27 protein-coding genes are annotated in these 25,480 nt (G+C 32.0%); 16 read left to right on the top strand and 11 right to left on the bottom strand.

What is annotated here, in order from left to right; all coding sequences use genetic code 11:
- Positions 1-17: 17 nt before the first annotated feature.
- The gene (locus tag ACJ6WR_RS15525) at positions 18-923 is read right to left on the bottom strand and encodes a hypothetical protein (RefSeq protein ID WP_409415705.1); all 906 of its coding nucleotides are present in this window, start codon (positions 921-923) and stop codon (positions 18-20) included.
- A 353-nt stretch (positions 924-1,276) separates the two neighbouring features.
- Here ACJ6WR_RS15525 and ACJ6WR_RS15520 point away from each other — a divergent pair, with 353 nt between their 5' ends.
- From ACJ6WR_RS15520 to ACJ6WR_RS15510, 3 genes are all read left to right on the top strand, one after another.
- The gene (locus ACJ6WR_RS15520) at positions 1,277-1,444 is read left to right on the top strand and encodes a hypothetical protein (protein WP_165572324.1); all 168 of its coding nucleotides are present in this window, start codon (positions 1,277-1,279) and stop codon (positions 1,442-1,444) included.
- A 156-nt stretch (positions 1,445-1,600) separates the two neighbouring features.
- Positions 1,601-3,214 (top strand): hypothetical protein, encoded by a 1,614-nt coding sequence (locus tag ACJ6WR_RS15515; RefSeq protein ID WP_409415704.1) that lies wholly within the window; start codon positions 1,601-1,603, stop codon positions 3,212-3,214.
- A gap of 9 nt (positions 3,215-3,223) precedes the next feature.
- Positions 3,224-3,892 (top strand): response regulator, encoded by a 669-nt coding sequence (locus tag ACJ6WR_RS15510; protein WP_409415703.1) that lies wholly within the window; start codon positions 3,224-3,226, stop codon positions 3,890-3,892.
- Positions 3,893-3,994: 102 nt separating this feature from the next.
- On the opposite strand, the gene ACJ6WR_RS15505 is transcribed toward ACJ6WR_RS15510, so the two are convergent.
- Positions 3,995-4,192: a hypothetical protein gene (locus ACJ6WR_RS15505; RefSeq protein WP_039120490.1), complete on the bottom strand. Its 198-nt coding sequence runs from the start codon at positions 4,190-4,192 to the stop codon at positions 3,995-3,997.
- A 213-nt stretch (positions 4,193-4,405) separates the two neighbouring features.
- On the opposite strand from ACJ6WR_RS15505, the gene ACJ6WR_RS15500 reads away from it, so the two are divergent.
- The 7 genes from ACJ6WR_RS15500 to ACJ6WR_RS15470 are packed head-to-tail and all read left to right on the top strand — an operon-like array spanning position 4,406 to position 8,198.
- On the top strand, positions 4,406-5,008 hold the full coding sequence (locus ACJ6WR_RS15500; RefSeq protein WP_086895575.1) for a PH domain-containing protein: 603 nt from the start codon (positions 4,406-4,408) through the stop codon (positions 5,006-5,008).
- A 3-nt stretch (positions 5,009-5,011) separates the two neighbouring features.
- Positions 5,012-5,221 (top strand): TM2 domain-containing protein, encoded by a 210-nt coding sequence (locus tag ACJ6WR_RS15495; protein ID WP_086895576.1) that lies wholly within the window; start codon positions 5,012-5,014, stop codon positions 5,219-5,221.
- A gap of 13 nt (positions 5,222-5,234) precedes the next feature.
- Positions 5,235-6,293 carry a type I restriction endonuclease gene (locus tag ACJ6WR_RS15490; protein WP_409415702.1) on the top strand — a complete coding sequence of 353 codons (1,059 nt, stop codon included), beginning with the start codon at positions 5,235-5,237 and terminating at the stop codon, positions 6,291-6,293.
- 12 nt (positions 6,294-6,305) lie between these two features.
- On the top strand, positions 6,306-6,698 hold the full coding sequence (locus ACJ6WR_RS15485) for a DUF4359 domain-containing protein (protein ID WP_409415701.1): 393 nt from the start codon (positions 6,306-6,308) through the stop codon (positions 6,696-6,698).
- Entirely contained in the window at positions 6,685-7,113 is a 429-nt protein-coding gene (locus ACJ6WR_RS15480) for a hypothetical protein (protein WP_409415700.1), read from the top strand. Before ACJ6WR_RS15485 ends, ACJ6WR_RS15480 begins: the two co-directional genes overlap by 14 nt.
- Positions 7,114-7,140: 27 nt before the next feature.
- On the top strand, positions 7,141-7,350 hold the full coding sequence (locus ACJ6WR_RS15475) for a hypothetical protein (RefSeq protein WP_039116453.1): 210 nt from the start codon (positions 7,141-7,143) through the stop codon (positions 7,348-7,350).
- Positions 7,351-7,394: 44 nt separating this feature from the next.
- Positions 7,395-8,198, top strand: coding sequence for an endonuclease/exonuclease/phosphatase family protein (locus ACJ6WR_RS15470; protein ID WP_409415699.1), 804 nt, complete (start codon positions 7,395-7,397; stop codon positions 8,196-8,198).
- A gap of 2 nt (positions 8,199-8,200) precedes the next feature.
- Here ACJ6WR_RS15470 and ACJ6WR_RS15465 read toward each other — a convergent pair whose 3' ends face one another.
- On the bottom strand, positions 8,201-9,460 hold the full coding sequence (locus tag ACJ6WR_RS15465) for an asparagine synthetase B (RefSeq protein WP_409415698.1): 1,260 nt from the start codon (positions 9,458-9,460) through the stop codon (positions 8,201-8,203).
- Between the two features lie 140 nt (positions 9,461-9,600).
- Here ACJ6WR_RS15465 and ACJ6WR_RS15460 point away from each other — a divergent pair, with 140 nt between their 5' ends.
- Positions 9,601-9,753: a hypothetical protein gene (locus ACJ6WR_RS15460; RefSeq protein WP_165572134.1), complete on the top strand. Its 153-nt coding sequence runs from the start codon at positions 9,601-9,603 to the stop codon at positions 9,751-9,753.
- Between the two features lie 5 nt (positions 9,754-9,758).
- On the opposite strand, the gene ACJ6WR_RS15455 is transcribed toward ACJ6WR_RS15460, so the two are convergent.
- The 3 genes from ACJ6WR_RS15455 to ACJ6WR_RS15445 all read right to left on the bottom strand — a co-directional run bounded on the left by ACJ6WR_RS15455 (position 9,759) and on the right by ACJ6WR_RS15445 (position 12,605).
- Positions 9,759-10,424, bottom strand: coding sequence for a response regulator transcription factor (locus ACJ6WR_RS15455; protein WP_039120432.1), 666 nt, complete (start codon positions 10,422-10,424; stop codon positions 9,759-9,761).
- 126 nt (positions 10,425-10,550) lie between these two features.
- On the bottom strand, positions 10,551-11,342 hold the full coding sequence (locus tag ACJ6WR_RS15450; RefSeq protein ID WP_409415697.1) for a sensor histidine kinase: 792 nt from the start codon (positions 11,340-11,342) through the stop codon (positions 10,551-10,553).
- An 870-nt stretch (positions 11,343-12,212) separates the two neighbouring features.
- The gene (locus ACJ6WR_RS15445) at positions 12,213-12,605 is read right to left on the bottom strand and encodes a hypothetical protein (protein ID WP_052259580.1); all 393 of its coding nucleotides are present in this window, start codon (positions 12,603-12,605) and stop codon (positions 12,213-12,215) included.
- Positions 12,606-12,937: 332 nt separating this feature from the next.
- Between ACJ6WR_RS15445 and ACJ6WR_RS15440 the strand changes: the two genes are divergently transcribed.
- The 5 genes from ACJ6WR_RS15440 (at position 12,938) to ACJ6WR_RS15420 (ending at position 19,357) form a co-directional block, all read left to right on the top strand.
- Entirely contained in the window at positions 12,938-13,495 is a 558-nt protein-coding gene (locus tag ACJ6WR_RS15440; RefSeq protein WP_039116463.1) for a phage tail protein, read from the top strand.
- Positions 13,496-13,551: 56 nt separating this feature from the next.
- Positions 13,552-14,703 (top strand): ABC transporter substrate-binding protein, encoded by a 1,152-nt coding sequence (locus ACJ6WR_RS15435; protein ID WP_409415696.1) that lies wholly within the window; start codon positions 13,552-13,554, stop codon positions 14,701-14,703.
- Positions 14,704-14,706: 3 nt separating this feature from the next.
- Positions 14,707-15,636, top strand: a complete 930-nt coding sequence (locus ACJ6WR_RS15430) for a methionyl-tRNA formyltransferase (RefSeq protein ID WP_409415695.1) — start codon at positions 14,707-14,709, stop codon at positions 15,634-15,636.
- A gap of 33 nt (positions 15,637-15,669) precedes the next feature.
- Positions 15,670-18,738 (top strand): T9SS type A sorting domain-containing protein, encoded by a 3,069-nt coding sequence (locus tag ACJ6WR_RS15425; RefSeq protein WP_409415694.1) that lies wholly within the window; start codon positions 15,670-15,672, stop codon positions 18,736-18,738.
- Between the two features lie 103 nt (positions 18,739-18,841).
- Positions 18,842-19,357, top strand: coding sequence for a hypothetical protein (locus tag ACJ6WR_RS15420; protein ID WP_039116468.1), 516 nt, complete (start codon positions 18,842-18,844; stop codon positions 19,355-19,357).
- A gap of 99 nt (positions 19,358-19,456) precedes the next feature.
- On the opposite strand, the gene dnaB is transcribed toward ACJ6WR_RS15420, so the two are convergent.
- The 5 genes from dnaB to tgt all read right to left on the bottom strand — a co-directional run bounded on the left by dnaB (position 19,457) and on the right by tgt (position 25,372).
- Complete coding sequence (gene dnaB, locus ACJ6WR_RS15415) at positions 19,457-21,004, bottom strand: replicative DNA helicase (protein ID WP_323491565.1); 1,548 nt, start codon at positions 21,002-21,004, stop codon at positions 19,457-19,459.
- 141 nt (positions 21,005-21,145) lie between these two features.
- Positions 21,146-22,099, bottom strand: coding sequence for an acetyl-CoA carboxylase carboxyltransferase subunit alpha (locus tag ACJ6WR_RS15410; RefSeq protein WP_039116471.1), 954 nt, complete (start codon positions 22,097-22,099; stop codon positions 21,146-21,148).
- A gap of 116 nt (positions 22,100-22,215) precedes the next feature.
- The gene (locus tag ACJ6WR_RS15405) at positions 22,216-23,103 is read right to left on the bottom strand and encodes a DMT family transporter (protein WP_039116472.1); all 888 of its coding nucleotides are present in this window, start codon (positions 23,101-23,103) and stop codon (positions 22,216-22,218) included.
- Positions 23,090-24,178, bottom strand: a complete 1,089-nt coding sequence (locus ACJ6WR_RS15400; RefSeq protein WP_039116473.1) for an LptF/LptG family permease — start codon at positions 24,176-24,178, stop codon at positions 23,090-23,092. The genes ACJ6WR_RS15405 and ACJ6WR_RS15400 overlap by 14 nt, the downstream gene beginning before the upstream one ends.
- Before the next feature lie 63 nt (positions 24,179-24,241).
- Entirely contained in the window at positions 24,242-25,372 is a 1,131-nt protein-coding gene (gene tgt / locus ACJ6WR_RS15395) for a tRNA guanosine(34) transglycosylase Tgt (RefSeq protein ID WP_039116475.1), read from the bottom strand.
- Between the last annotated feature and the right edge of the window lie 108 nt (positions 25,373-25,480).

Here is a 25,480-nt window from a genome sequence, read left to right as displayed (position 1 = left end):
TGACTTTATGTCAAAACTTATTTCTCATCCTTTTCTAGAATATGTTTATCTATCATATACTGTGTAATTGGTCTTAATGTCTTTCCTGTTTCTGGATGTAATCCTGGGGCTGTAAAATACTCATAATTACCATCGAATGACTTCCCGTACCAAATACATGGCTTTCCCATTTTGAAAAAACTTGTTGTATCGCAAGCCTTAATTTTTTTAAAATTAGAAATTAACCCTTCTTCATTCTTCATTACTATAGGACTTAGTAATGTCATTGTATTTGAAACCTCTTCACAAGGCATTTCTTCATAATGATCCTTATTCCAAACTATACAATCTCTATCATTATTAAAATTCCATACTAATAATCCCAATAACAAACCAATAAAACTAAAAGCCGAAACCAGATAAACTATTTTCACCCAAGGCATTCCTTTAATTGTAGTATTTGTAGAATTGCTAACAAAAGATTGGGCGTGGACATTGGTATCAATAAACAGCAGTGGTCCATCTTTTGGTATGGTTAGATTAGAATCTTCTAAAATAGATTTTGGCTTCTTTATGACCAACTCTTCTTTTAAAAATTTGCTATACGGTCTCGTTTCCAAGTCAACCAAAATTGCTGCCAATTCAATCCTTGCTGGATTATCCGATTCTTTCTCTCCAGTTAAGAAAGAAATAACAGGTCGGAATCTTGCAATTTCAAATCGCTCAATAGCTCTCCTTAAATCCTCTCCTTCTTTCGTGTTTAGAAATACTCTGAATGTATTTTCATCATTTACTGATAGTGATTTATCAAAAATAATTAAACATAAGTTTCGCAATTGCGCAGGTGAAAGATTCAGCAAAATACCCGTAGGTTCTTCCAATTTATAAGTTTGGTATTTTGCTTTTATAGCATTTTTATATTCTTCAAAAGTAATTTTACTCATAAGCATTTATCGGAATTGTTAAACATTTTGCAGCAATCAGCAGTATTATCAGCATTACTGGAATTTCATCTCAATGCCCCGCCAAAGCTGTCATTTCTTTGCCTCAGAATTAGTTACCGGTTTAATCTGCAGGTTAAAACAAATGTACAAAACTGATTCTTTAAAAAAGTGCGTAAAACCGTAAGACCGAGTTTATCCGGGAAGTATAAATAAAAATCATACTGTTTCTACACGCTTTACTTCCCTCAAAAATCAAAAGAACATTCCGCCAGAAGCGGTTTGAAAATCAGTTCAAAATTTCGATTTCAGAAATCGGATGGGGCGACTTATGTCAAATTTTAAAAATAATTAAGATGAAAAGAATTATAGCAATATCGTGTTTTGTATTAACTAGTATCGTATTTGTATCATGTACTAATGATGATGATGAAACAACAAGCAAAAGCAAATTAAATGTTTCTGCAGATGCTCCGGGTGACGGACAAAATGGCCAAACTCCGATTTCTCCGCCGAAACCATAGTCATCTGGTTAATTAAATAACATCCTCAATTTAATTAAATTTCAGTATTTTCGGGAAATGAAACTTAAACAAGTCCATTTCCCGATTTTTATTTTAGCTTTAATTCTATCTATATTGTCCTGTGAAAGAAAAGCGAATCCTATTACAGAAAAAAAAGTGAATACAGCCTATAATAATTATTTAGAATTAGCTGAAAAACATTTTAATAAACATGTCTATGATAGTGCTTTTTATTATTACAATAAAGCAAGATTAGAATGTGAAACAAATGAAAGAGAAAAAATAATCTATGCTTACTTGAAGATGGCAATTACTCAGCAAATTCAAGGAGATTATTCTGGTAGTGAAACTAGTGCCACTGAAGCAATCCCATTTTTTGAAGAAAAAACAAGTGCCACTTACAAATGCGCTGTTTACAACAATATAGGGATAAATTATGAACGATTAAATGAATATAATGATGCCATTTATAATTACAATCAAGCTGTTAAATTTGCAGAAATTGGACTTCAAAAAGATATTTTAAATAATAATATTGCCGTCGTATATATAGGAAAAGCAAATTATAAAAAAGCAATAAACATTCTTTATCCTTTAACTCTAAAAAAAGATATTACAGAAAATTCAGAAAACTATGCCCGAATACTCGATAATTTAGGATATGCATATTATAAATCAGGTAATATAAAAGCACTCGAATATATAAACCAATCGAAGTTGATAAGGCAGAAGATAAATGATGACTTTGGCATAACAACAAGTTATCTTCATCTATCTGAACTATATTTCAAAAACAATCCTAAACTTGCTAATGAATATGCAGATTTAGCCTACCAAAAAGCAACTAAAGTAAGTAATGCGAATGATCAACTAATAGCATTGAAGTTATTAATTGAAAACTCTAATGGCGAGAAGTTAAAGAAAACAACATTACTCTTCTTAAAAATTAACGACAGCATTACCAAAGCAAGGCAAAAAGCAAAGAATCAATTTGCAAAGATAAAATATGATTCTAAAAAAGATCGCGAAGAAAATCTCCATTTAAAAGCCCAAAAAGCAGAAAATGCTTTACAATTAGAAAAAGCAAAAAATAGAAATTTAACCTTATATATTGTAGTTGGATTTGTTTTGGGTTCACTTTTGTTTCTTTATTACTATTTAACTACAAAAGGAAAACGAGAAAAGACTGCTGCTATTTACGAATCTGAAACTAGAATTTCGAAAAAACTACATGATGAACTTGCTAATGAAGTGTATCATACCATAGTTTTGGCAGAGACAAAAGACTTATCTACAGATGAAAATAAGGAAATCCTCCTTTCAAATTTAGACACTATTTATTCTGGAACTCGAAATATATCCAGGCAAAACAGTACTATAGATACGGGAGAAAACTTTGAAAGTGAATTAAAAGACATGTTATCTAGCTATAACGGAAGTAATGTAAACGTAATTATTAAGGATAATAATGATATTAATTGGTCTAAAATTGAATCTGAAAAGAAAATCGCAACTTACAGAGTATTGCAAGAATTGCTTGTTAATATGAAAAAACATAGTCAATGTAGTTTTGTTGTTATTGGTTTTGAAGAAAATGATAAACAAATACAAATAAGTTACTCTGATAATGGAGTTGGTTTTGGTGAAAAAATGAATTTAAGAAATGGTCTTAAAAATGCGGAAAACCGTATCCAAAGCATAAAAGGAACTCTTACTTTTGAATCTGAGCCTAACAAAGGGTTAAAAGCCAAAATTTCATTTCCAAAATAATATAAGCATATGTTTACAAAAGTTTTAATAGCCGAAGATATAGATTTTAATGATATTGCAGTTGTACAAGTTCTCCAAGAACTAAATGTTCCCGAAATAGAATATGCTAAATATTGCGATGATGCTTTACTTAAAATAAAAAAAGGCCTTCTTGATAATCAACCTTATCAATTATTAATAACTGATTTATCTTTTAAACCTGATCATAGAGAAACTAATCTAAATTCGGGCGAAGAACTTATTACTGCTGTAAAACTATTATTCCCTGAAATTAAAATAATCGCATTTTCTATTGAAGATAAAGCCTATCGTATAAAGTCTCTATTCGATAAATATAATATCAATGGCTTTGTAATGAAAGGCCGTAATAGTATCCCTGAATTAAAGAAAGCGATACAAAATACTTTCGATACGGATAAGAAATATCTTCCTCAAGAATTAAACTATATTCTTCAGGATAAAACGACTAATGAGATAGACAATTATGATATTCAACTTATTAAATATCTCTCGATAGGTGTTTCTCAGGATAGTATGGAAGCTAAATTTAAAGAAGTTGGTATTACTCCAAATAGTAAAAGTACAATTGAAAAACGCATTAATAAACTTAAAGTCTACTTTAAAGCCAATAATCCAACACATCTTGTGGCAATTGCCAAAGATTTGGGCTTAATATAAACTCTCCTTTTGTTTCATTTACTTTCTTTACGGATTTCCGTAAGGATACTCTATTGCCGATTTATAAGTTTGGCTTTCCAAAACTTATTTTATGAAGAGCAATTATTTTATACTTCTGTCAAAAAAATGTTTGACAAGAAGTATCTCTCCCAAAAACAAAATTATACTTAAAACAACTCTTCTTTGTTTCTTACTATCTTTTGGTATAGCACTTTTAGGTGCTATATCGGGATATATTGATATAGATTGGAAGTTACTTTTCATTCCAGCAATACTTACTTTTCTAATCGTACTACTCATACTTGCAATTATAAATAGATACAAAAAAGTATAACCCTATTTTGAGCGCTTTCCTTAATCCTCTTCTGATTATTGTAACTCTCCTTTAAAACTAAACAATTTTATTTCATTTATTATTTTACTGAATGTGGAAAGCCGTAATAAACTGTTTTACAATGAGCTTAAGTTTGTTAAAGAAAAACAACCATACACTCATTCCTAATAATAAATGATATGATAAACGATTTGAAGAAATTTTTAAATGAAGAACAAGATCCTAAAGCAGTTGAGAAACTACTGTCAAAAGTTAGTGGTCTACTCACCTCTGGGGAGCAAATAGAATATGTTGCTGTACAAAAAAAGCCTGCACTAAACCTATCTCCAGATTGTATTGCATTAACAAATAAAAGAATAATATTCTGCAGACCACGAAATTTAGGCCTTTCAATGGATTTTCAAGATTATGCTTGGAAAGACATTCTCGATTGTCACATGAAAGAAGGTATCATGGGAGCAACTTTCTCAATGAAAACAATCAAAGGTAACGTTAATATGCTCGATTATCTTCCTAAAGCTCAAGCAAGAAAATTATATCAGTTTGCTCAGGAAAAAGAAGAAAACATGATTGAATACAGACGTCAACATGATCTTGAAACTAAAAGAGCCATTGCCGGAGGCGGTATTATCGTCAATGCAGGAACTGCAATGCCGCAAAATGTAGAAACAAAAGAAGATCCATTAGAAATATTGCAAAAATTAAAAAAGTTATTAGATGGTGAAATCATTACACAAGAAGAATTTGATATCAAAAAAACTGAAATAATATCTAAAATGTAAATTATGAAAAGTAAACTAACAGCAACAATATTGACTTTCTTTTTGGGAGGAATTGGAATTCATAAATTTTATCTAGGAAAATCTACACAGGGCATATTATACATACTCTTTTGTTGGACATTAATCCCTTCCATATTAGCCTTTTTTGAATTTTTCGGATTGTTATTCATGTCTGACAATTCATTTAATATGAAATATAATAATGTTTTTTAAAAGAACTTAAGATATGGAAATCAATACACAACTAAAATCCTTAGGTGATAAAATTAATTTATTAAAAAACAAAATCGAAACCGAGGAGTCGACTAAACATGCATTTGTTTTGCCTTTTATAAATATATTAGGCTATGACGCATTTAATCCTCTAGAAGTAGTCCCTGAATTTACTGCTGATATAGGAATGAAAAAAGGCGAAAAAGTAGATTATGCAATTTATCAAAATGATGAACCTATATTAATTGTAGAGTGCAAAAGTTGGAAACAGGACTTAACGACTCATAGTTCTCAACTATTTAGATATTTTCATGTTACCAAAACACGTTTTGCTCTTTTAACAAATGGAATTCAATATCAATTTTTTACTGATCTTGATGAAAAAAATAAAATGGATCAAAAACCATTTTTTGAATTTGACATTACTAATCTTAAAGAAAATACAATTTTAGAAATTTCAAAATTTCATAAATCAAATTTCAATGTCGAAAATATTGTAATTAACGCTAGTGGATTAAAATATACAAAAGAGATTAAAAGACAAATAAATGATGAGCTAGGAAATCCTTCAAATGAATTCGTGAAACTTTTTGCAAATAAAGTATATACTGGCAGACTTACTGAGAAAGTTATGGAGGAGTTTAAAGATTTGGTCCAAAAAGCTTTTAGTCAATTCGTAAGTGAAAAGATTAATGACAGATTAAATGCTGCTCTTAACAAAGAAACAATCAAACAAAAAGAAGAACAAAACGAAATCATTGAAGATAGTAAAATTGTTACTAGTGAAGAAGAATTAGAAGGTCACAAAATTGTAGTCGCCATCTTAAGGCGCATACTACCTACAAATAGAATTGTTTTTCGAGATACTCAATCTTACTTTGGGATTTTATTAGACGATAATAATAGAAAACCTTTATGCAGGCTCCATTTAAATAATGGAAAAAAATACATCGGACTTTTTAATGAGAATAAGAATGAAATAAAACAACCTATAGAGTCCATTGATGACATTTATCTATTTGAAAAAGAATTATTGGAAACTGTTCGATTGTACGAGAAAGAAAATAACTAATCTGAAAAAATTATGAAGACGAAACATTTTATATTAATAGGAATCTCAATCCTTTTATTAGTTGCTATTATTACAAATCCTGACACAAATCATCATAAAGAAGAAGTTAAATTAAAAATACATGAGTATTTGCAAAAATCATTAGCTGATAATATTAATGAAACGGATGATCAATGGTCTAAAGCAGGAAAACTATTTGGTAACTTATTTGGTGAGGCTATGATTAACAATATGGTAAATACAATGATTACCTCTAATAATTATATCCTTTTTTCTACTACTAGCGCTACATTTGAAGGCAAGTCAAAAATAATTGGACTGGGTATTTTCGGGAATATCTATTTATCAGACAAAGTAAATGAAGCATTTAAAAATTCATCCAAACAAGACAATGCAGCTATTTAAAATTATAATTTGCAGTCTTTCTTTAGCATTTTTGGGATGTAAAAATGGACATTCTAATGGGCAACCTAAGGTAGAAAAAAACAAACCTCAAACGTTTTACAAAGAAGTAATTACTCCTGACGATGTAAAATCCATCACTCCCGAAGAGGCCAAAACGTACCATAAAGATATTAATTACCAGTACGAATATCGTACTGGTATATCTGGCAATTATGAATATACTTATGACGTAAATGGTTATGACCAAGATGGTAATTTAGTCACTGGAATTATAAATATTGAAAATAAATATGGGGCTGGGATAATCATAAATAATAATGACGAAGAAATTGATATAAAAGCAGAATGGATTGGTTATGGAAGATTAAAAGCTACTGACGAAAACGGAAATGAATACAATCTGGTTGCAGATTAATTTGAGATAATACTAAACAAAAAAAATATGAAGGTCATTATATTAGTTTTATTTACAACACTTACCTCATTTAGTATGGTAGAAACCAATGTATATGTATGTGGTGCAAGTGGTGCAAAAAAATACCATTACAAGGAATCTTGCCGTGGTTTAAGTTCTTGTAAACAGGAAGTAACCAAAATTTCTTTGAAGCAAGCCCAAGGATACGGACTAACACTTTGTGGGTGGGAAGACTAAATAACTCTAGGATAATCTTTATATTTGAAAATTAATCCTTACGAATGAGAATCCCGTTTACTGCCCTATTTTTTATATTTACTTCATTACTTTTTTCCCAAACCAAAATCCTTTCCTGGAATATCGAAAACTTTGGCAAATCAAAATCTGATCAAGAAATTAGTTTTATTGCTAATACGATTAAAAATCACGACATTATTGCAATTCAAGAAGTTGTTGCAGGCTATGGAGGTTCACAAGCTGTTGCGAGATTAGCCGATGAACTTAATCGAAAAGGTGCTAAATGGGATTACTCTATTAGTGATCCAACAAGTAGTAGTGCATACAAAACAGAACGGTATGCTTTTATTTGGAAAACAAGTAAAGTAAAATTAAAAGGTAAACCTTGGCTTGAAAAACAATACGAGCGACAAATAGACCGTGAACCTTATTATGCTACTTTTGAAAAAGATGGCAAAAGTTTTACTCTAGTTAGCTTTCACGCTATTACAAAAAGCAAACAACCTGAAACGGAAATTAAATATTTCAAGTTTTTACCTCAACAATATCCAAATCTAAACTTGATTTTTGTGGGTGATTTTAATTGTCCACAATCACATACTGTTTTTAATCCTTTGAAAAAAATGGATTATCAACCAATTTTAGAAAACCAAAAAACATCCTTGAAACAAAAATGTTTTAATACCCAATGTTTAGCTTCTGAGTTTGATAATATATTCTATCAAACATCAAAGATTATAGTAAAAAGCAAAGGAATAATTCATTTTTACAAAGATTTTAATTCCATGAAAGAAGCTCGAAAAATATCCGATCATATCCCAATATGGATGGAATTTTCTTTAAATTAGAATTATGTTTTTAACTTTTTCTTTTTGGCAGCTGGAAATAATACGTTGTTAAGAATTAAACGGTACCCTGGGGAGTTTGGATGTAAATCTAAAACAGTTGGTGGATCACCTACTTTATGTTGGAAATCTTCTGGGTCATGTCCCCCAAAAAAAGTAAACATTCCTTTTCCTTTTTCGCCATGTAAATATCGTACTTCACCGTTAATCTCGCATGTACCCATAACTAAAGCACTTGATTTTACAAATTCTGCATCAAATGAAGTTGTTTGTCCCATAAATCCTTTTACTAATTGTGTATGATTTTGACATAACATACTTGGTATTGGATCCCATTTTGCCGAAAACTCCATTAAAGTAAAATAATCCTTCTCCATTGGCACTCTTCTTTTTGGTGTCATATCAATATCCGAGAACTCATATATCTCTGGTTTACGTTCTAAAGCAAAGTCTCTAAAAGCAAATGAATTAGCATAATTTAACTTAGATTGATAATTTGGTTCGCTCGCATCTCCATCAAACATTGCTTCACAAATATCTACTCCATCTGCAGCCAAAGCAATATCAAAACTATCTGTTGCCGAACACATTGCAAACATAAACCCTCCGCCTATTACAAAATCTCTAATTTTTTTTGCTACTGCTCCTTTTTCTTTAGATACTTTATCATATCCTAATTTAGTTGCTAATGCTTCGGCATCTTTCTTTTGTTCTATATACCAAGGCGCATTTTTATAGGCTGAATAAAACTTTCCATATTGTCCTGTAAAATCCTCATGATGCAAATGCAACCAATCAAACAATAATAATTGATCGCTTAGAACCTCTTCATCATATATTGGGGTAAAAGGAATTTCAGCATATGTTAATACTAAGGTAACTGCATCATCCCAAGGCTGTTTTCCTTTGGGTGTATAAACTGCTATTTTTGGAGCTTTCTCAAGAATTACTGTTTCCATATTCTGAGAAGGGCTTGAAATTTCATTTAAAATAGAATTCTCTTCGCTATCTGAAAGTACTTCAAAACTAACTCCTCTAATTTTACATTCTTTACGAATTTCTTCTGTATCGGGTAGTAAGAAGGAACCTCCACGATAATTAAGCAACCAGCTCGCTTTGTAATTTTTGTTTAAACACCAATACGTTATTCCATACGCTTTTAGGTGATTTTGCTGTGTTGTTTCGTCCATAGGAAGTAAAATAAACGAAGCTCTTCCATTAAATGATAATAAAAAGAAGAGAACATAAGCAATATAATATTTCATTTTAAATCTATTTTTATTTTAGTCTATTCTAATACAAGACTAAACAATTATTGGTTTTCTATAAAAACACGTATAAACACGCATAAATGTAAGGATAACTCTAGCTAAATTTGTTTTTATTAAATTATTAACAATTGACCATGAAAACCCATACAATGAAACTTAATGAAGCAAATAACAAACCTAGGCTTACAAATTTAATTCGAAAAATAGGAGCTTGTTTATTGATACTAACCATTATTTTATATTATGTTTTATCTATCCAGTTCTTAGCTAGTAGCGGAAGTAATTAAAAAAGTTAATTTGTAAGTACTGCAATGTCATTTTGAATAGCATAAACTACTAATCCAGCTGTATTTCTAGATTCTGTTTTAAGCAATAAATTATTTCGATGCCCTTCTACCGTTCTGGGACTAATAAAAAGTTCTTCTGCAATTTCGGCTGTACTTTTTTGCAAACAGATTAATCGTAGCACTTCTATTTCGCGAGAAGAAAGAAAATTTGTATCTAAATTGCATCTGGTGCTTTTAGCAGCTTTTCCTATTTCATGTATAATTTTAAGTACTTTATCATTATAATAGTACCCTATTTTACTCACCTCATTAATTGTAAAAATTAAATCCTTTGGAGTAGCATTCTTTATTAAATAAGATACTGCTCCAACTTGTATCATATTTGCAACAAAAGATTTGGTATCATAACTCGTTAAAGCAATGACTTTAATTTCCGGAAATTTTCTATGAATAATTTTAGTAGACTCAACTCCGTTTAAAATAGGCATTTTTAAGTCTATAATGACAATGTCGGGTTGGTCACTAGATCTTTCCAAAAATGAAATTAGTTCGGTTCCATCTGAAGCCTCAAAGATGACTTCTAAATTTTCTTCTCTCTCCAATAAAAATACTATTCCTTTGCGAAATAAAATTTCGTCATCAACTAATATTATTTTTACTGTAGTTTTCATTTTGTTTATCAGGAATATCAATAATTAACTTACTACTTTAATGAATTAAAAACAGACAATTGCAAAACAAGTAATTTATCTTACGAAAATACAAAAAATGTAAACTTAAATAGCCATTAATCTGGTTTAAAAAGTAAAAACTACTGAAATTCCTCTATTAATAGCTGATTCTACATTCAAATTTCCATTTAGAAAAGAAACTCTACTTTCGATATTCTTCATTCCAAGTCCTTTTTGATTTTCTGAGTTTTTAGAATCAAATCCAATTCCATTATCAGAATATATTCCCTTTTTAACTCCATTTTCTTCTTCAAAAGCAATCGAAATCTTGGTAGCCTTACCGTGTCGTAAAGAATTATTCATGAGTTCTTGCAAAATTCTAAAAATATGCAAGTGCCTATCTTTATCATTTTCATCAAACTCAATATCATTTTGATAATCTATTGATATGGTCTTGCTACTTTCAAACTCCAGACATAATTCTTCTATACCAGCATGCAATCCAAATTTTTCTAATACGGGTGGAAATAATCCATGGGCAATTTTTCTGGAACTATCTAAAGCTTTAGCAGTTAGATTAATAATATTTCCTGTAATTTCGGCTATCTCGCTTTCTGTTAAATTTGGTGTATTTAATAAATGGCTATTTAATGAAACAACATTCAGTTTCGAACTAATATCATCATGTAAGTCTTGTGCTATTCGCTTGCGCTCTTCTTCTTGAATAATAATTACTGCCTGTACTTGCTCTTTTTGGTACTGAATTTCTAAATCTTTTTTTTCTAATTTCTCTTTTATTATTTTTTTTCTCGAAAAATAAAAAAACATAACAAGAACAACTCCCATTAGTACAAAAGCCAAACAACTAAATATAATTGTAGCAACAATTTCACTTTCAGAAATCGGATTAGAATTCATAGGTATTTTTGGGGTTTTTGCTTATTAAATATATACAAATTTAACAATTCAAATATATCTTATTTTATCTGGATAATTTTAAAGAGTAATTAAATATGTTGCAAAATAAAAAATCTTCATCAAAACTTAAGTCCTGACGAAGATCATTTATTTATAATGGCTATCCCTTATAATAAGAATCACACTTATCTGAATGTAAAATCTTGTATAATTTACAAAGTTAGTTTACAAGATTATTTTTTTTAGAAAAACTCTTCTTCCATTCAATTAAAATAAATAATTGAAAGATAATGTACAATATATAATTTATACGCGAAGGTAATTTATAATATTTTGAACTTAGCGTTATTGATAAATTGCCCACTAAAAATAAAATAGTACTCCCTAACAAATAAAACAAAATCCCTACGTTGATATAATAAAATACTCTTTTATCATTCAACATATTATATAAATGAAATGTTGCATAAATTATTAATAAAAAAGAAGTAATAAATATTTCATATAAATTGAATTTAAAAAACAAATCGGGTCTTACGCTATATTGTATAGCCAAACTTAATAGTGTCAAAACACAAGTAATTCTGATTATTCTTTTTTGAAAACTGTCTTTTATTAGATTATAATAAAAAAGAGCCAGCATTAGAAATTGTCCGATAAAATAAAAATGTGACAAAAACAGATTATTCATACCTAATTTACTTAAAACTAACGTACTAATCTGAACGCATACAATAAAGAAAAGATAAGATGTAAATATCACATACGTTTTTTGTTGCTTAGAAAGACCTATTGCGAATACAATAAAATTAATCAGCAAAAGAAGATATCCAAAGTTAACAAGAAATGAATACATAAATCATATTAAGATTAAAGAGGACTAGATGGATCTCCTCCTGGAGGACAAGGCTGACTAAAATCGTATATTGCTGGTGCTATAGCATTTACATGATTTTCAGTATCTCCCTCTTTATGGTTGCTTTCAGGTAGCATATCTACATAAATACCCGTTTTTTCGTCATATCTGGTTCCTACAATCAGTAAAGTTTGCTCTCCATCATCGTTGATTCCCATATAAGCTCTTACAGCATCTATTTCTTGCTTTAGAACTAACTCTAAATTTATTTTTGGAATTAAAAAGGCACGAACTTTATTTTTAAGGTCGATTTCAGTTTTTGGATCGCTCCATTTTTTTGTCCATTTTTCAGCAGTTGCCAATGGAATTTCCGTGTCTTTTTCTCTTAATCTGTAGTTTTCTTTCATAATTCAGGTTTATAATTAATTTAAAATTTAACTCAGGTCTGTTAATAGTTGTGCTAAACTACTGTTTTTTATTTTCTTAACAAAAAAAATAAAATCAGTAAAAGACTAGTAAAAAAATAAAAAGCTTCATTTTTTATTTAGTAAGTTTTTAACAATAATAATCCTAAAACAATAATTATAATTAAAAAATAACAATCCAAAAACCTCACATAACCCCTATTTATTAAGTAAAAACCTATTCAAATTCAAAATGTAAAAACAGGTATAAATACGCTTATCCAGAATTCCTTTATGATTTAATTTTGATTGTAAACTATTTAAACCTAAAAACTATGTCTACAGAACCATTTATTGGAGAAATTAAAATCCTAGCATTCAATTTTGCTCCTAGAGGATACATGACCTGCCAAGGTCAAACTTTAAGCATCGCACAAAATACCGCATTATTCTCTCTTATAGGTACTTATTATGGAGGAAATGGGCAAACAACATTTCAGCTTCCTAATTTACAAGGTCGTATGCCAATAGGACAAGGGCAAAGCTCCTTAGGAGCAAGCTTTGTGATGGGACAAGCTGGAGGAGTAACAGCTGTTTCAATATTGACATCAAATATGCCTGCACACGTTCACTCTCTGAATAGTGTATCGGTAAAAATTAAGGCATCGACTGCAAATGCAGACGAAACATCTCCAAATGGTAATTTCCCTGCTGTTTCTCAATCACCGAGCTATTCAGGAAATGGAGCAACAAATAACGTTTTTAGTGGTGGAACTGCAATTTCTGGTAATACTGATATAGCTGGTTCAAGTATACCAATTGACATAACAAATCCATACTTAACAATAAATTATTCCATTGCTACTGAAGGGATATTTCCAAGTAGAAATTAATTAAAATCAAAGGAGAGCTTCATATATAAAGCTCTCCTTTTTATTACATAAAATATATGCAAGTAATCGGAATTCTATTGTCGCGCTCTACATATTATCAAACAATTGGTTTTGATTTATATGAAGGTCTCCGTTCGGGGTTAAAACAACTAGGGAGAAGCGATATCAAAATAGTCACAGAAAATATAGGTTTTGGTACCGATAAGCAACAATGTTATCGCAGCGCCGAAAAACTTCTGCTCGAAGAAAATGCATCTATCGTAATTGCCTACATAGGACATCGTACTGCTCAATTACTTCGACCACTTTTTCTGGCGGCAAATAAAATACTGATTGTTTTAGATGCAGGTGCAAATATGCCTCATGAATGGCCAACCTGTCCAAATATTTTTTATCATTCTCTTCATAACTCTTTAGGCGCTTCACTCGCCGCTAAAGAAGCAACAAACGATGGATATAAGAATGCTGGCATGGTAACAGGTTATTATGATGCTGGCTACCTACATACATATAGTATATCTAAAACATTTCAAGATAATGGAGGGACGATAGCTTTTAATCATGCTACTGGTTATAAAACAGATGATTTTACGATGGAACCTTTAAAAGAACACTTAACAAATTTTCCTGAGAGTGCTCTATTAAGCATTTTTAGTGGTGATTATGTTGAATGGTATTTTGAACAAATTAAAAACACATTCGAAGGAAAAAATTTACCGATTTATCTACCTCCATTTGGCTTAGAAGAAACAATGTTGGGTAATTCAATTTATCCAGGTAAAAATATAAAAGGGATTGCAGCTTGGTCTAAAAAAATCAAATCAACAGAGAATCAAATTTTTATTGAAACAATAACCGAATTAGGCAAAATACCTAATCTTTTTTCTTTACTAAGCTGGGAAAGCGCAACTATTGCGTTAAGAGCATTAGAACTTTCTGATGAGCATAAAAATAATGTGTCAAATATTGCCCAAGATCTCCAATCGCTTTCATTCATAAGCCCTAGAGGTGAGATTTATTTTGATCCAAAAACGAATACATCAATTTCCCCATTATATAAAGTAGCCGTCATTTCTGATAATGAAGGTAAATGTGAATTACAATTAGAAGGTAAGGCAACAGAAGTAAACGAACAGTACAAAAAACTAACTAACCAAGATTTAGATCAAACGACATCAGCTTGGTTTAATAGTTATGTATGCATCTAATTTATGGAAGAACAGAAAAAAATAATGATCCTATGTGGCGGAAAGTTCGCCTTTAAAACATTGCAATTATTAGCATATGAAAAATTCATGTGTGCAATTGGTATCGGGAAAAGTAATGATACAATAATAGATGCTTTAGAAAGAGAAGCTGAAGACAATAACTTAGGATTCAAATCATTCCCTTCTAAAAAAAGTATGGAAGAAATGAGAGGCTGGATTGATACTATTAAACCCGATTATATATTTAGTATCTCATTTCCATTTCTCCTTCCTGAATCTGTTCTGTCTTATGGAAATAATAAATTCATCAATTTCCATCCAGGACCATTACCACAATATCGTGGCGTAATGCCAATTTTTGAAGTGCTCAAAAATCAAGAGAAAGAGACTGCTATTTGCGCGCATTTTATGAATGAAAAATTTGACCAGGGGAATATTATTTTCAATGACCCTATAAGAATACAAGAAAATGACACTTACGGAAAATTAACTGTGAGGTTAAGCAACCGTATATCACAAGTTGCTTTAAATATGGCAAATATGCTACAATATGCTAGTAACATTCCTAATCAATCTCAAGATGAATCATTAGCGTATTATTATGAAAAACCGGAACTAACGGATACTTACATTAATTGGAAACGTATGAGTGCCGATGAAATCATTGCACTAATAAACGCCTGTAATCCTTGGAATTCTGGTGCCGATGCAACTTTAATGGGGGAACAGGTTAAGATAATAGTAGCAACACTATTAGATGAACCTCATGAAGACAAACCAGGAACAATTATTTCTATAAACAATACGGTAAATGTAGCTTGTGAGGACAACAAACAAATTGCAATCGAAATACTTAGTACAGACGAAGGTATAATGACGGCTAAGAAATACGCCTTATTAAAGCCATTAATGGCAAACCCCATATCTAACTAATATACTTAACTATCAATTTAAAACTATCAGATTATGAAAAAGAACTTTACTATTATTTTTGCGATGTTGCTATGCCTCTTTTACACAAGAGGTAATGCTCAAACGCAATTTTGGTCCGATACATTTGAAGATACTGGAGCTCCAAGTTCCGGTCTCAGAGTACCTTCAGTTCCAGAATTTACTTTTGGAGGACCACCTCCAACTGCCTATTTTTTTAGAACAATTCCAACTGGAATAGCCCTTCAAAGCGGGACTTATACAGCTTTTCAAGGCGCAAAAATATGGGCTGCTGAAGACATTGACAAAGGGTCAGCAGGGGTCAATGGTACATTAAGCCCTAATCAGCAAGTTACTTGGTCAGCAATTAGTATTGCGGGAAAAAGTGGTTTATCCTTTAAGGGTACTTTTGCAGCAAATAATTTAAATGCTGGCTGGAATGGTTCAAACTTTGCTCCACTTCAAGATTTTATTGCTATTGAATATCGAATTGATGGAGGTTCTTGGACAAAAATCATTGCATTCTATGCTGGTGCTATAACAACTACCAATGCTTTATCTCTTGATACAAATGGAGATTTAATAGGAGATGGAGCATCTTTAGGATATGCTTTTAGTGAATTTACTGCTAACATTCCTGGTACTGGAACACTATTGGAAATTAGATTAAATTGTTCTGCAAATGGTTCAGATTCGCAAGAATTTGCAGTAGATAATTTCCGTCTTTTCGAAACACCTGCGTGTACAGCACCCGTTATTACAGCCAATCCTCCTAATAGAAGTCTTTGTCCAGGAAGCAATACTACATTTTCTGCTGGTGCAACTGGAGCAACAGCTTACAAATGGCAAGTTGACCAAACAGGCGCAGGAACTTATACAGACCTGGTAAATGCCGCTCCATATTCTGGAGTTACAACTAACACATTAACTATAACTGGTGTAACCACAGCAATGAGTACTTATAGATATAGAGCTGTTGCAATTAATGGAGTCGCTACTTGTTTTGCAAATACTAATTACGGCACATTGACAGTTTCTAACATAACCCTTGCGAGCGCGCAAGATAATATCGTTTGTGTAGGTACCGCTACAGGTAGTGCATCCGTTATACCTACTGGAGGTATTGGTACTTATACATATTCATGGACACCATCGGTTAGTTCTGGAAGTATAGCTACAAACTTAAGTGCAGGAAGCTATACTGTAATAGTTACTGATGGTTTAGGATGTACAGCATCAAAAACTTTCAATATCATAGATACAGGAATCCCAATAAACATAGTACCTACACAAACTAATGTAAGTTGTAATGGTGGTTCTAATGGATCTGCAACTGCAACAGCAACAGGTGGATCTGGTACTCTTACTTATTCTTGGACACCTTCTGGTGGATCAGCAGCAACTGCTTCAGGATTAACCGCTGGAACGTATACAGTAAGAGTAACGGGTGCAAATGGGTGTTTTAAAGATCAATCTTTTACTATTATAGAACCAACTGTAATTTCAACATCTGGAACTCATACCGATGTAAGTTGTAATGGTGGTTCGAATGGTACTGCAACGGTAACTGCAACTGGTGGAACTGGGACTCTTGGCTACTTATGGTCACCTTCTGGTGGAACAGCCGCAACTGCTTCAGGGTTAACTGCTGGAACGTATACAGTAAGAGTAAGCGATGCAAATGGGTGTTTTAAAGATCAATCTTTTACTATTATAGAACCAACTGTAATTACGACATCTGGAACTCATACCGATGTAAGTTGTAATGGTGGTTCTAACGGTACTGCAACAGTAACTGCAACTGGTGGAACTGGGACTCTTGGCTACGTATGGTCACCTTCTGGTGGAACAGCCGCAACTGCTTCAGGGTTAACTGCTGGAACGTATACAGTAAGAGTAACCGATGCTAATGGGTGTTTTAAAGATCAATCTTTTACTATTATAGAACCAACTGTAATTACGACATCTGGAACTCATACCGATGTAAGTTGTAATGGTGGATCTGACGCTTCTGCAACAGTAACTGCAACTGGTGGAACTGGGACTCTTGGCTATGTATGGTCACCTTCTGGTGGAACAGCCGCAACTGCCTCAGGGTTAACTGCTGGAACGTATACAGTAAGAGTAACCGATGCAAATGGGTGCTTTAAAGATCAATCTTTTACTATTATAGAACCAACTGTAATTACGACATCTGGAACTCATACCGATGTAAGTTGCAATGGTGGATCTAACGCTTCTGCAACAGTAACTGCAACTGGTGGAGCTGGATCGTATACTTATTCTTGGTCACCTTCTGGTGGAACTGCAGCAACTGCTTCAGGATTAACTGCTGGAACATATACCGTAATTGTAACTGATGAAAATGGGTGTTTTAAAGATCAATCTTTTACTATTATAGAACCAACTGCAATTACGACATCTGGAACTCACACGAATGTTAGCTGTAATGGACAAGCTGATGGTACGGCAACAGTAACTGCATCTGGTGGTTCTGGAGCTCTTAGCTACACATGGTCGCCTTCTGGTGGAACAGCTGCAACTGCTACAGGATTAACTGCTGGAACGTACACCGTAACTGTAACTGATGAAAATGGGTGTTTTAAAGATCAATCTTTTACTATTATTGAGCCTGTCGCACATAATTTAGCGGTAACTTTTGGTGGAAATAATGTCCTAAGTGCTAGCCAATCTGGTGCAACTTATCAATGGTATCAATGTTCAGATAATACACCAATCGCTGGAGAAGTAGGTCAATCGTTTGCTCCAACAGCCAATGGATCATATAAAGTTGCTATAACTTTAAATGGATGTACTGTGTCTTCACAATGTGTAGTTGTAAGTACTTTGGCAACACCTGAATTTGAGAAAAAAGCTCAATTTATTATGTATCCAAATCCTAGCAAAGGTGTTGTAAACATCAACACAGATCATGACAGCGATTTAAATATTGTAAATCAATGGGGACAAACAATTAAAAAGGTTAAAGTTTCTGCTGATACTACTAACTCAATTAACATCGAAAGTCTGACGGATGGAATTTATTTTATTTGCGAAGTAAACGGAAATAAAGTAATTACCCATAAATTAATTCTAAAAAAATAAACATAAATGGGAGATATTAAAAAAACATCTCCCATTTTTTTTTTTAGTTTAATAAACATCCTTATAAATTTTATACGATAACCGCCTCCAAAATATACAACTTATGGAAAGAAGATCCTTTGTAAAAAAAACAAGCTTATTAACTTCAGGTCTTTTCTTTTTCTCTACAAAAAATCTATTCGCTATACCTGAGAAAAGCAACATCAATATTAATAATCTAGATTTAACACCAATACTTATCAGTAGTAAAAAAATTATGATAAAAGGTAAAATTTTAGATTCTAAAACACATTTCCCCATAAATGCTGACATGTATGTAAAAACTAAAAGAAATAGATTTTTTTCAAAAAAACATTCTGTTAATGCACTAAATGGATCCTATTCAATTTTTTCGGGATTTGCAAATTCAGAAAAAATATCCGAAAAATTAGTCATAGAAATTAAAGTAGATGGATACAAACCTTATGAAGGAAATCTATATTTAACTCCAAAAGGTTGCAATATTCATAGTGATCAATGGCAATATAATCCTGACTTTAAACCAGAATATTGTCCAGTGAATTATGAAGAATCTAATTTATTATTTTCAAACTTTAATTTTTATTTAGTAAAAGCATAGGTTTAAAATAAATTTAAAAAAGGGGAAATTGTAAAAACAATTTCCCCTTTTTTAGTGATCAATACTACCTGAGTAATATCGCAAATAGTAATTTAAACATTAAAATGGAACATCACTATCATCATCATCGTCATCATTAAAGTTACTTCCAAAAGCTTCGTTTGCAGAAGGAAGATTTTTAGTAACAAACGGATTGTCATCATGATTCATTTTAGATGGTAAATCATCATAACTACCTGAAAAATCATCCAGGTTATCAAATTTTCCAAGATGTCCTATAAATTTCAATCGAACGTTTTCGATACCACCATTACGGTGTTTAGCAATCATTATTTCTGCCTGACCTGCGGTTGGTGAAGCCTCATCATCATCCCATTCTTCAATTTTGTAATATTCTGGTCTATATAAAAACGAAACGATATCGGCATCCTGCTCAATCGCTCCAGATTCACGAAGATCCGATAGCAACGGACGCTTACTTGATCCACGCGTTTCAACAGCACGCGATAACTGCGACAGTGCAATTACCGGAACGTTTAGCTCTTTTGCCAAAGCCTTTAAGTTTCGGGAAATTGTAGAAATTTCCTGCTCACGATTTCCTCCACCTTTACTATTTCCTCCAGCAGTCATCAATTGCAAATAATCAACAATAATAATTTTAATACCATGCTGTGAAACTAAACGACGACATTTTGCTCTTAAATCAAAAATAGAAAGTGATGGCGTATCATCAATAAACAAAGGAGCTTTTTCTAAGTTCTTCACTTTTGTACTCAACATCTCCCATTCATGAGGTTCTAACTTACCAGTACGTAATTTCTCAGATGACAATCCAGTTTCCGATGAAATTAACCTCGTAATTAACTGTACTGATGCCATCTCCAGAGAAAACAAAGCTACAGGATGCCCAAACTGAATAGAAATATTTCTAGCCATCGAAAGTACGAACGCCGTTTTTCCCATCGCTGGCCTAGCCGCAATAATAATTAAATCACTCGGTTGCCATCCAGAAGTCAGTTTGTCCAAATTAGTAAAACCAGTTTCAACACCACTTAAACCTTCTTGCTTAGCAATTTCTTCAATACGCTTTTTTGCCTGAAGTACTAAACTCTGAGCAGTTTCAGAACTTCGTTTAATATTTCCTTGCGTTACTTCATATAGTTTAGATTCGGCCTGATCAAGCAAATTAAACACGTCTGTTGTTTCATCATAAGACGCTTCGATAATTTCCGAAGAAATTCGAATCAAACTTCTTTGAATAAATTTTTGAAGAATGATACGAGAGTGAAATTCGATGTGCGCAGAAGAAGCTACTTTTTGCGTAAGCTGAATTAAATAAAAATCACCACCTGATATATCTAATTTTCCATTCTTTTTTAGTTGTGCCGAAACTGTCAGTAAATCGATTGGTTGAGTTTCAGTAAAAAGCTGAACAATCGCTTCAAAAATATACTTATGTGCATCCTTATAAAAAGCATCAGGCTGCAAAATATCAATCACATCATCTACACCTTTTTTATCAATCATCATCGCACCTAGTACAGCCTCTTCTAAGTCCAGTACCTGCGGGGGAAGTTTCCCTTTTTCTAAATTAATAATTGCGGTTTTATCGACCTTAATTGGGTTTATATTTTTGAAGTTTTCCATATAGCGAATGTAACAAAATTTAGAAGAGATATAACTATCTAGTTGTTACGAATAATTGTTTATAAGTTAATGTATATTGTTTAAAACCAAAAAAAAATCCGAAACGATAAGGCTTCGGATTTTTTATAAATTTGTAAGAATTTATTCTTTGTATTCGCCCATTTTACTGTATTTGTCCATTCTCTGGGCAACTAAATCGGCTGTTGATAAGTCTTTCAATTCATTATATCCTTTAGTGATATATTGTATAACCGTTGTAAAAGTAGTTTCTCTGTCATAATGAGCTCCACCTAATGGTTCTGGAATAACATCATCAACTAATTTTTGTTTTTTCATATCAGAAGAAGTCAATTTTAATGCTTCAGCTGCTTTCTCTTTATACTCCCAGCTTTTCCATAAAATAGAAGAACAAGATTCAGGAGAAATCACAGAATACCAAGTATTCTCAAGCATATAAACTTTATCTCCTACACCTATTCCTAAAGCTCCACCCGAAGCACCTTCACCAACAATAATGGTGATAATTGGCACTTTTAAACGTACCATTTCAAAGATGTTTCTTGCAATAGCTTCACCTTGTCCTCTTTCTTCAGCTTCAAGCCCTGGATATGCACCTGGAGTATCTACTAAAGTTAAAACAGGAATACCAAACTTCTCAGCCATTTTCATCAATCGTAATGCTTTACGATATCCTTCTGGATTTGCCATACCAAAATTTCGGTATTGACGTGTCTTAGTATTGTATCCTTTTTGTTGACCAACAATCATGTACGACTGCCCATCAATTTTTCCTAAACCACCAACCATAGCTTTGTCATCTTTAAAACCTCTGTCTCCATGAAGTTCTAAGAAAGTATCTCCGCACATAGCCTTAATATAATCTAAGGTATAAGGTCTGTTTGGGTGTCTTGACAATTGTACACGTTGCCAAGCTGTTAGGTTTTTATATATACTCCTTTTAGTTTCTTCTAATTTCTTATTAATTTGCTTGCACGTTGGCGTTACATCAACATCTGATTCTTTTCCAATGATAACACACTTTTCTAACTGCTCTTCTAATTCTTTGATAGGAAGTTCAAAATCTAAATATTCCATAGGATCTTTTGAATTTTTGTTTTTAAATCGAACCGCAAATATAAAAATATTATATTGTTTGGCGTGTTTATTTAGTATTAAAGTATAAAAAAATAAAGTCAAAAAGAGTTAAAACATTATACTTTATCATCTTTTTTATAGTGTTTAAAAACACCATTTAATATAACTGTAATTACAATTATAATAGCACCAATATAAAATTCGGTACTCATTTTCTCTTTTCCTCCTAATATAAAATACGCTAAAATAATCCCATAAACAGGCTCTAAATTAGTCGTAAGCATAACAGTATAAGGAGTAAGTTTTCTCATTACTTTTACCGAAGCAGTAAATGCATAAGCAGTACATACCGAAGCCAAAAGCAGCAATAACAACCAGTTGTTTACAGAAAGTACAAAGAAATCGGCAGTAAACTTACCTTGAAATAAAAAGTAAATAGTAATAAAAAAAACACCTGCTCCAAATTCATAAAAAGTAATAACCGAAGGCTCATGATCAGCAATTAATTTACCATTCATTAAAGTAAATAAAACTCCTAGAATTATAGAAGCTAAGGCATAATACATTCCGTTTAAGTACTGAATTTCAACCTGCATTATCAGAGCCAAACCAGCAATGATAATAAGCCCGAAAAAAACTTCATACCATAACACTTTTCTTCCAAAAAAAATTGGTTCCAATAAAGACGCAAAAAAAGCGCCTAAAGAAAATATAGAAAGTGTTATCGAAACATTAGAAACATGAATTGCCCTAAAAAAAAATATCCAGTGCAAGGCAATTAGCAATCCCACAAAAATTAACTTAAAAAAAGCTTTTACAGGAACATGAAATGATTCTTTTTTAAAAATAATAAAGCCCCCTAAAAAAATCCCTGCCAAAAGCATTCTGTACCAAACCAAAGCTTCTGCATTTATAGTAATTAATGCGCCCAGAATAGCAGTAAATCCCCAAATAAAAACAATTAAATGAAGACTTAGGTAACTTTTTAGTTTATCGTTTTGCATTACGTAATAAGAAAACTGCCAAAATTCCAAAAGCAATATTAGGGAACCAAACGGCAAATAAAGGTGAGAAAGTTGATTTTTCGGCTAGTGTACCAAATATTTTGTCAAAGAATACAAAAGCAAAAGCAAGTGCAATTCCTATTGCCAAATTGGTACCCATTCCCCCACGTCTTTTCATCGAGGAAACAGCAACTGCAATAATCGTTAAAATAAATGCCGAGATAGGAACACTTATTTTTTTATACAAAACAACAAGATATACATTGATATCACCAGAGCCTCGTTTTTTTTCTTTTTCTATAAAATCATATAACTTGCCAATACTCAAGGTTTCGGCAATATAAACCACAGGAGTCAAATCTTCTAAATCGAAAGTAAATACAGCTTTCTTCTCAGCAGCTTTCTCAATTTTATCGTCTAATTCTCCCAAAGTCCTTTTAGTGTAATCATACATAGTATAAGTACTATCTTTAGGATTCCACTGGATACGACTTGCAGTAATTTTAGAAACAAGTTCTTCTCCTTTAAACTTTTCTAAAGTAAAATTAAAAGCAGTTTTAGAAACATCATTAAAGCTATTTACATAAATAAACTCATTGTCATTTATTTGTCTATATACATTTGTATTATTCCCATGCATAGCTTCCTTTCCACCACCTTTAAGATATGTGTACCTAAAATTATTAAAGCCTTCACTTGCTGCAGGAACAATATAAAACCCCATCAACAATACAAAAACCGAAACAATCGAAGCACCTATAATATAAGGTCGTAAAAAACGTGAAAAAGATATTCCCGAACTTAATATAGCAATTACCTCAGTATTATTCGCCAATTTAGACGTAAACCAAATCACCGATAAAAATAAAAATATCGGAAATAAAGAGTTGGCAAAATAAATAGTAAAATTATAGTAGTAAACAACAATATCCAAAAACGGAATCTTGTTCTCTAACATCTTGTTAATCTTCTCCGAAACATCAATTACAATCCCAATCGGTATAAATAGCAACAACATCACTGTAAAAGTGGCTAAATATCTCTTTAAGATGTATTTGTCTATTATTGTCAGCATAGATAAGTATAATCGTTTTTTTGCTAATATTTAACCGAATAAACGATTAAACAGTAAATACATTTACAGTCTTTGGCTCATATTCTTAACCATCATTTCTTTCCATGGCATAAAATCTCCTGCTAAGATATGTTTTCTAGCCTCACGAACCAACCACATATAAAAGCCAAGATTATGAATCGTAGCGATTTGTTTACCTAGATACTCATTAGCAGCAAATAAATGTCTTAAATACGCTTTAGTATATTCAGTATCTACAAATGTAATTCCCATCTCATCAATTGGAGAGAAATCAGCTTCCCATTTTTTATTTTTAATATTGATTGACCCATTTGCAGTAAACAACATTCCGTTTCTTGCATTACGAGTAGGCATTACACAATCGAACATATCAACACCCAAAGCAATATTTTCCAAGATATTAATTGGCGTACCAACACCCATTAAATAACGAGGTTTATCTTCTGGCAAAATTTCGCAAACAATTTCAGTCATAGCATACATTTCTTCAGCTGGTTCACCAACCGATAATCCACCGATAGCATTACCTTGCTGACCTGCATTAGCAATATATTCAGCCGACTGACGACGTAAATCCTTATAAGTACTACCTTGAACAATAGGAAAAAACGTTTGCTCATATCCATATTTAAAAGGCACTTTATCCAGATGATTAATACAACGATCCAACCAACGGTGCGTCATATGCATCGAACGCTGTGCATAACGGTAATCACAAGGATACGGCGTACACTCATCAAAAGCCATAATAATATCAGCACCAATAGTACGCTGAATTTCCATTACATTCTCAGGAGTAAAGAAATGATAAGATCCATCAATATGTGATTTAAACTTTACACCTTCCTCTTTAATTTTTCTGTTTGCAGACAATGAATACACTTGGTATCCACCAGAATCTGTCAATATATTTCTATCCCAGTTCATAAACTTATGCAAACCACCAGCTTTCTCAAGAATTTCAGTTTGCGGACGCAAATACAAATGGTATGTATTTCCAAGAATAATATCAGGGTTTATATCATTTTTCAACTCCCTTTGGTGTACACCTTTAACCGATGCAACAGTACCAACAGGCATAAAAATTGGAGTTTCAATAACTCCGTGATCAGTAGTAATACTTCCCGCTCTCGCTTTCGATTGCAGATCTTTTTGTAATAAATCAAACTTCATATACACGTTTTTCAGTCGGCAAAGATAGGCTAATTTGAAAATTAGATAATTAGATAAATCAAAAAATTAAAGATGTTTTATGAATTAATTTGGGCATGTCCCTTCGGG

Source organism: Flavobacterium sp. PS2 (genome assembly GCF_046250155.1).
Lineage (GTDB): Bacteria > Bacteroidota > Bacteroidia > Flavobacteriales > Flavobacteriaceae > Flavobacterium.
Note: the sequence above shows the minus strand (reverse complement) of the source record. Positions and strands in the feature narration are given on the sequence as shown.

Bases quoted from the DNA above. Each gene is read 5' to 3' on its own strand.
- ACJ6WR_RS15525 (WP_409415705.1), bottom strand. From the start codon at position 923: ATGAGTAAAATTACTTTTGAAGAATATAAAAATGCTATAAAAGCAAAA.
- ACJ6WR_RS15520 (WP_165572324.1), top strand. From the start codon at position 1,277: ATGAAAAGAATTATAGCAATATCGTGTTTTGTATTAACTAGTATCGTA.
- ACJ6WR_RS15510 (WP_409415703.1), top strand. From the start codon at position 3,224: ATGTTTACAAAAGTTTTAATAGCCGAAGATATAGATTTTAATGATATT.
- ACJ6WR_RS15505 (WP_039120490.1), bottom strand. From the start codon at position 4,192: ATGAGTAGTACGATTAGAAAAGTAAGTATTGCTGGAATGAAAAGTAAC.
- ACJ6WR_RS15500 (WP_086895575.1), top strand. From the start codon at position 4,406: ATGATAAACGATTTGAAGAAATTTTTAAATGAAGAACAAGATCCTAAA.
- ACJ6WR_RS15495 (WP_086895576.1), top strand. From the start codon at position 5,012: ATGAAAAGTAAACTAACAGCAACAATATTGACTTTCTTTTTGGGAGGA.
- ACJ6WR_RS15490 (WP_409415702.1), top strand. From the start codon at position 5,235: ATGGAAATCAATACACAACTAAAATCCTTAGGTGATAAAATTAATTTA.
- ACJ6WR_RS15485 (WP_409415701.1), top strand. From the start codon at position 6,306: ATGAAGACGAAACATTTTATATTAATAGGAATCTCAATCCTTTTATTA.
- ACJ6WR_RS15480 (WP_409415700.1), top strand. From the start codon at position 6,685: ATGCAGCTATTTAAAATTATAATTTGCAGTCTTTCTTTAGCATTTTTG.
- ACJ6WR_RS15475 (WP_039116453.1), top strand. From the start codon at position 7,141: ATGAAGGTCATTATATTAGTTTTATTTACAACACTTACCTCATTTAGT.
- ACJ6WR_RS15470 (WP_409415699.1), top strand. From the start codon at position 7,395: ATGAGAATCCCGTTTACTGCCCTATTTTTTATATTTACTTCATTACTT.
- ACJ6WR_RS15465 (WP_409415698.1), bottom strand. From the start codon at position 9,460: ATGAAATATTATATTGCTTATGTTCTCTTCTTTTTATTATCATTTAAT.
- ACJ6WR_RS15460 (WP_165572134.1), top strand. From the start codon at position 9,601: ATGAAAACCCATACAATGAAACTTAATGAAGCAAATAACAAACCTAGG.
- ACJ6WR_RS15455 (WP_039120432.1), bottom strand. From the start codon at position 10,424: ATGAAAACTACAGTAAAAATAATATTAGTTGATGACGAAATTTTATTT.
- ACJ6WR_RS15450 (WP_409415697.1), bottom strand. From the start codon at position 11,342: ATGAATTCTAATCCGATTTCTGAAAGTGAAATTGTTGCTACAATTATA.
- ACJ6WR_RS15445 (WP_052259580.1), bottom strand. From the start codon at position 12,605: ATGAAAGAAAACTACAGATTAAGAGAAAAAGACACGGAAATTCCATTG.
- ACJ6WR_RS15440 (WP_039116463.1), top strand. From the start codon at position 12,938: ATGTCTACAGAACCATTTATTGGAGAAATTAAAATCCTAGCATTCAAT.
- ACJ6WR_RS15435 (WP_409415696.1), top strand. From the start codon at position 13,552: ATGCAAGTAATCGGAATTCTATTGTCGCGCTCTACATATTATCAAACA.
- ACJ6WR_RS15430 (WP_409415695.1), top strand. From the start codon at position 14,707: ATGGAAGAACAGAAAAAAATAATGATCCTATGTGGCGGAAAGTTCGCC.
- ACJ6WR_RS15425 (WP_409415694.1), top strand. From the start codon at position 15,670: ATGAAAAAGAACTTTACTATTATTTTTGCGATGTTGCTATGCCTCTTT.
- ACJ6WR_RS15420 (WP_039116468.1), top strand. From the start codon at position 18,842: ATGGAAAGAAGATCCTTTGTAAAAAAAACAAGCTTATTAACTTCAGGT.
- dnaB (WP_323491565.1), bottom strand. From the start codon at position 21,004: ATGGAAAACTTCAAAAATATAAACCCAATTAAGGTCGATAAAACCGCA.
- ACJ6WR_RS15410 (WP_039116471.1), bottom strand. From the start codon at position 22,099: ATGGAATATTTAGATTTTGAACTTCCTATCAAAGAATTAGAAGAGCAG.
- ACJ6WR_RS15405 (WP_039116472.1), bottom strand. From the start codon at position 23,103: ATGCAAAACGATAAACTAAAAAGTTACCTAAGTCTTCATTTAATTGTT.
- ACJ6WR_RS15400 (WP_039116473.1), bottom strand. From the start codon at position 24,178: ATGCTGACAATAATAGACAAATACATCTTAAAGAGATATTTAGCCACT.
- tgt (WP_039116475.1), bottom strand. From the start codon at position 25,372: ATGAAGTTTGATTTATTACAAAAAGATCTGCAATCGAAAGCGAGAGCG.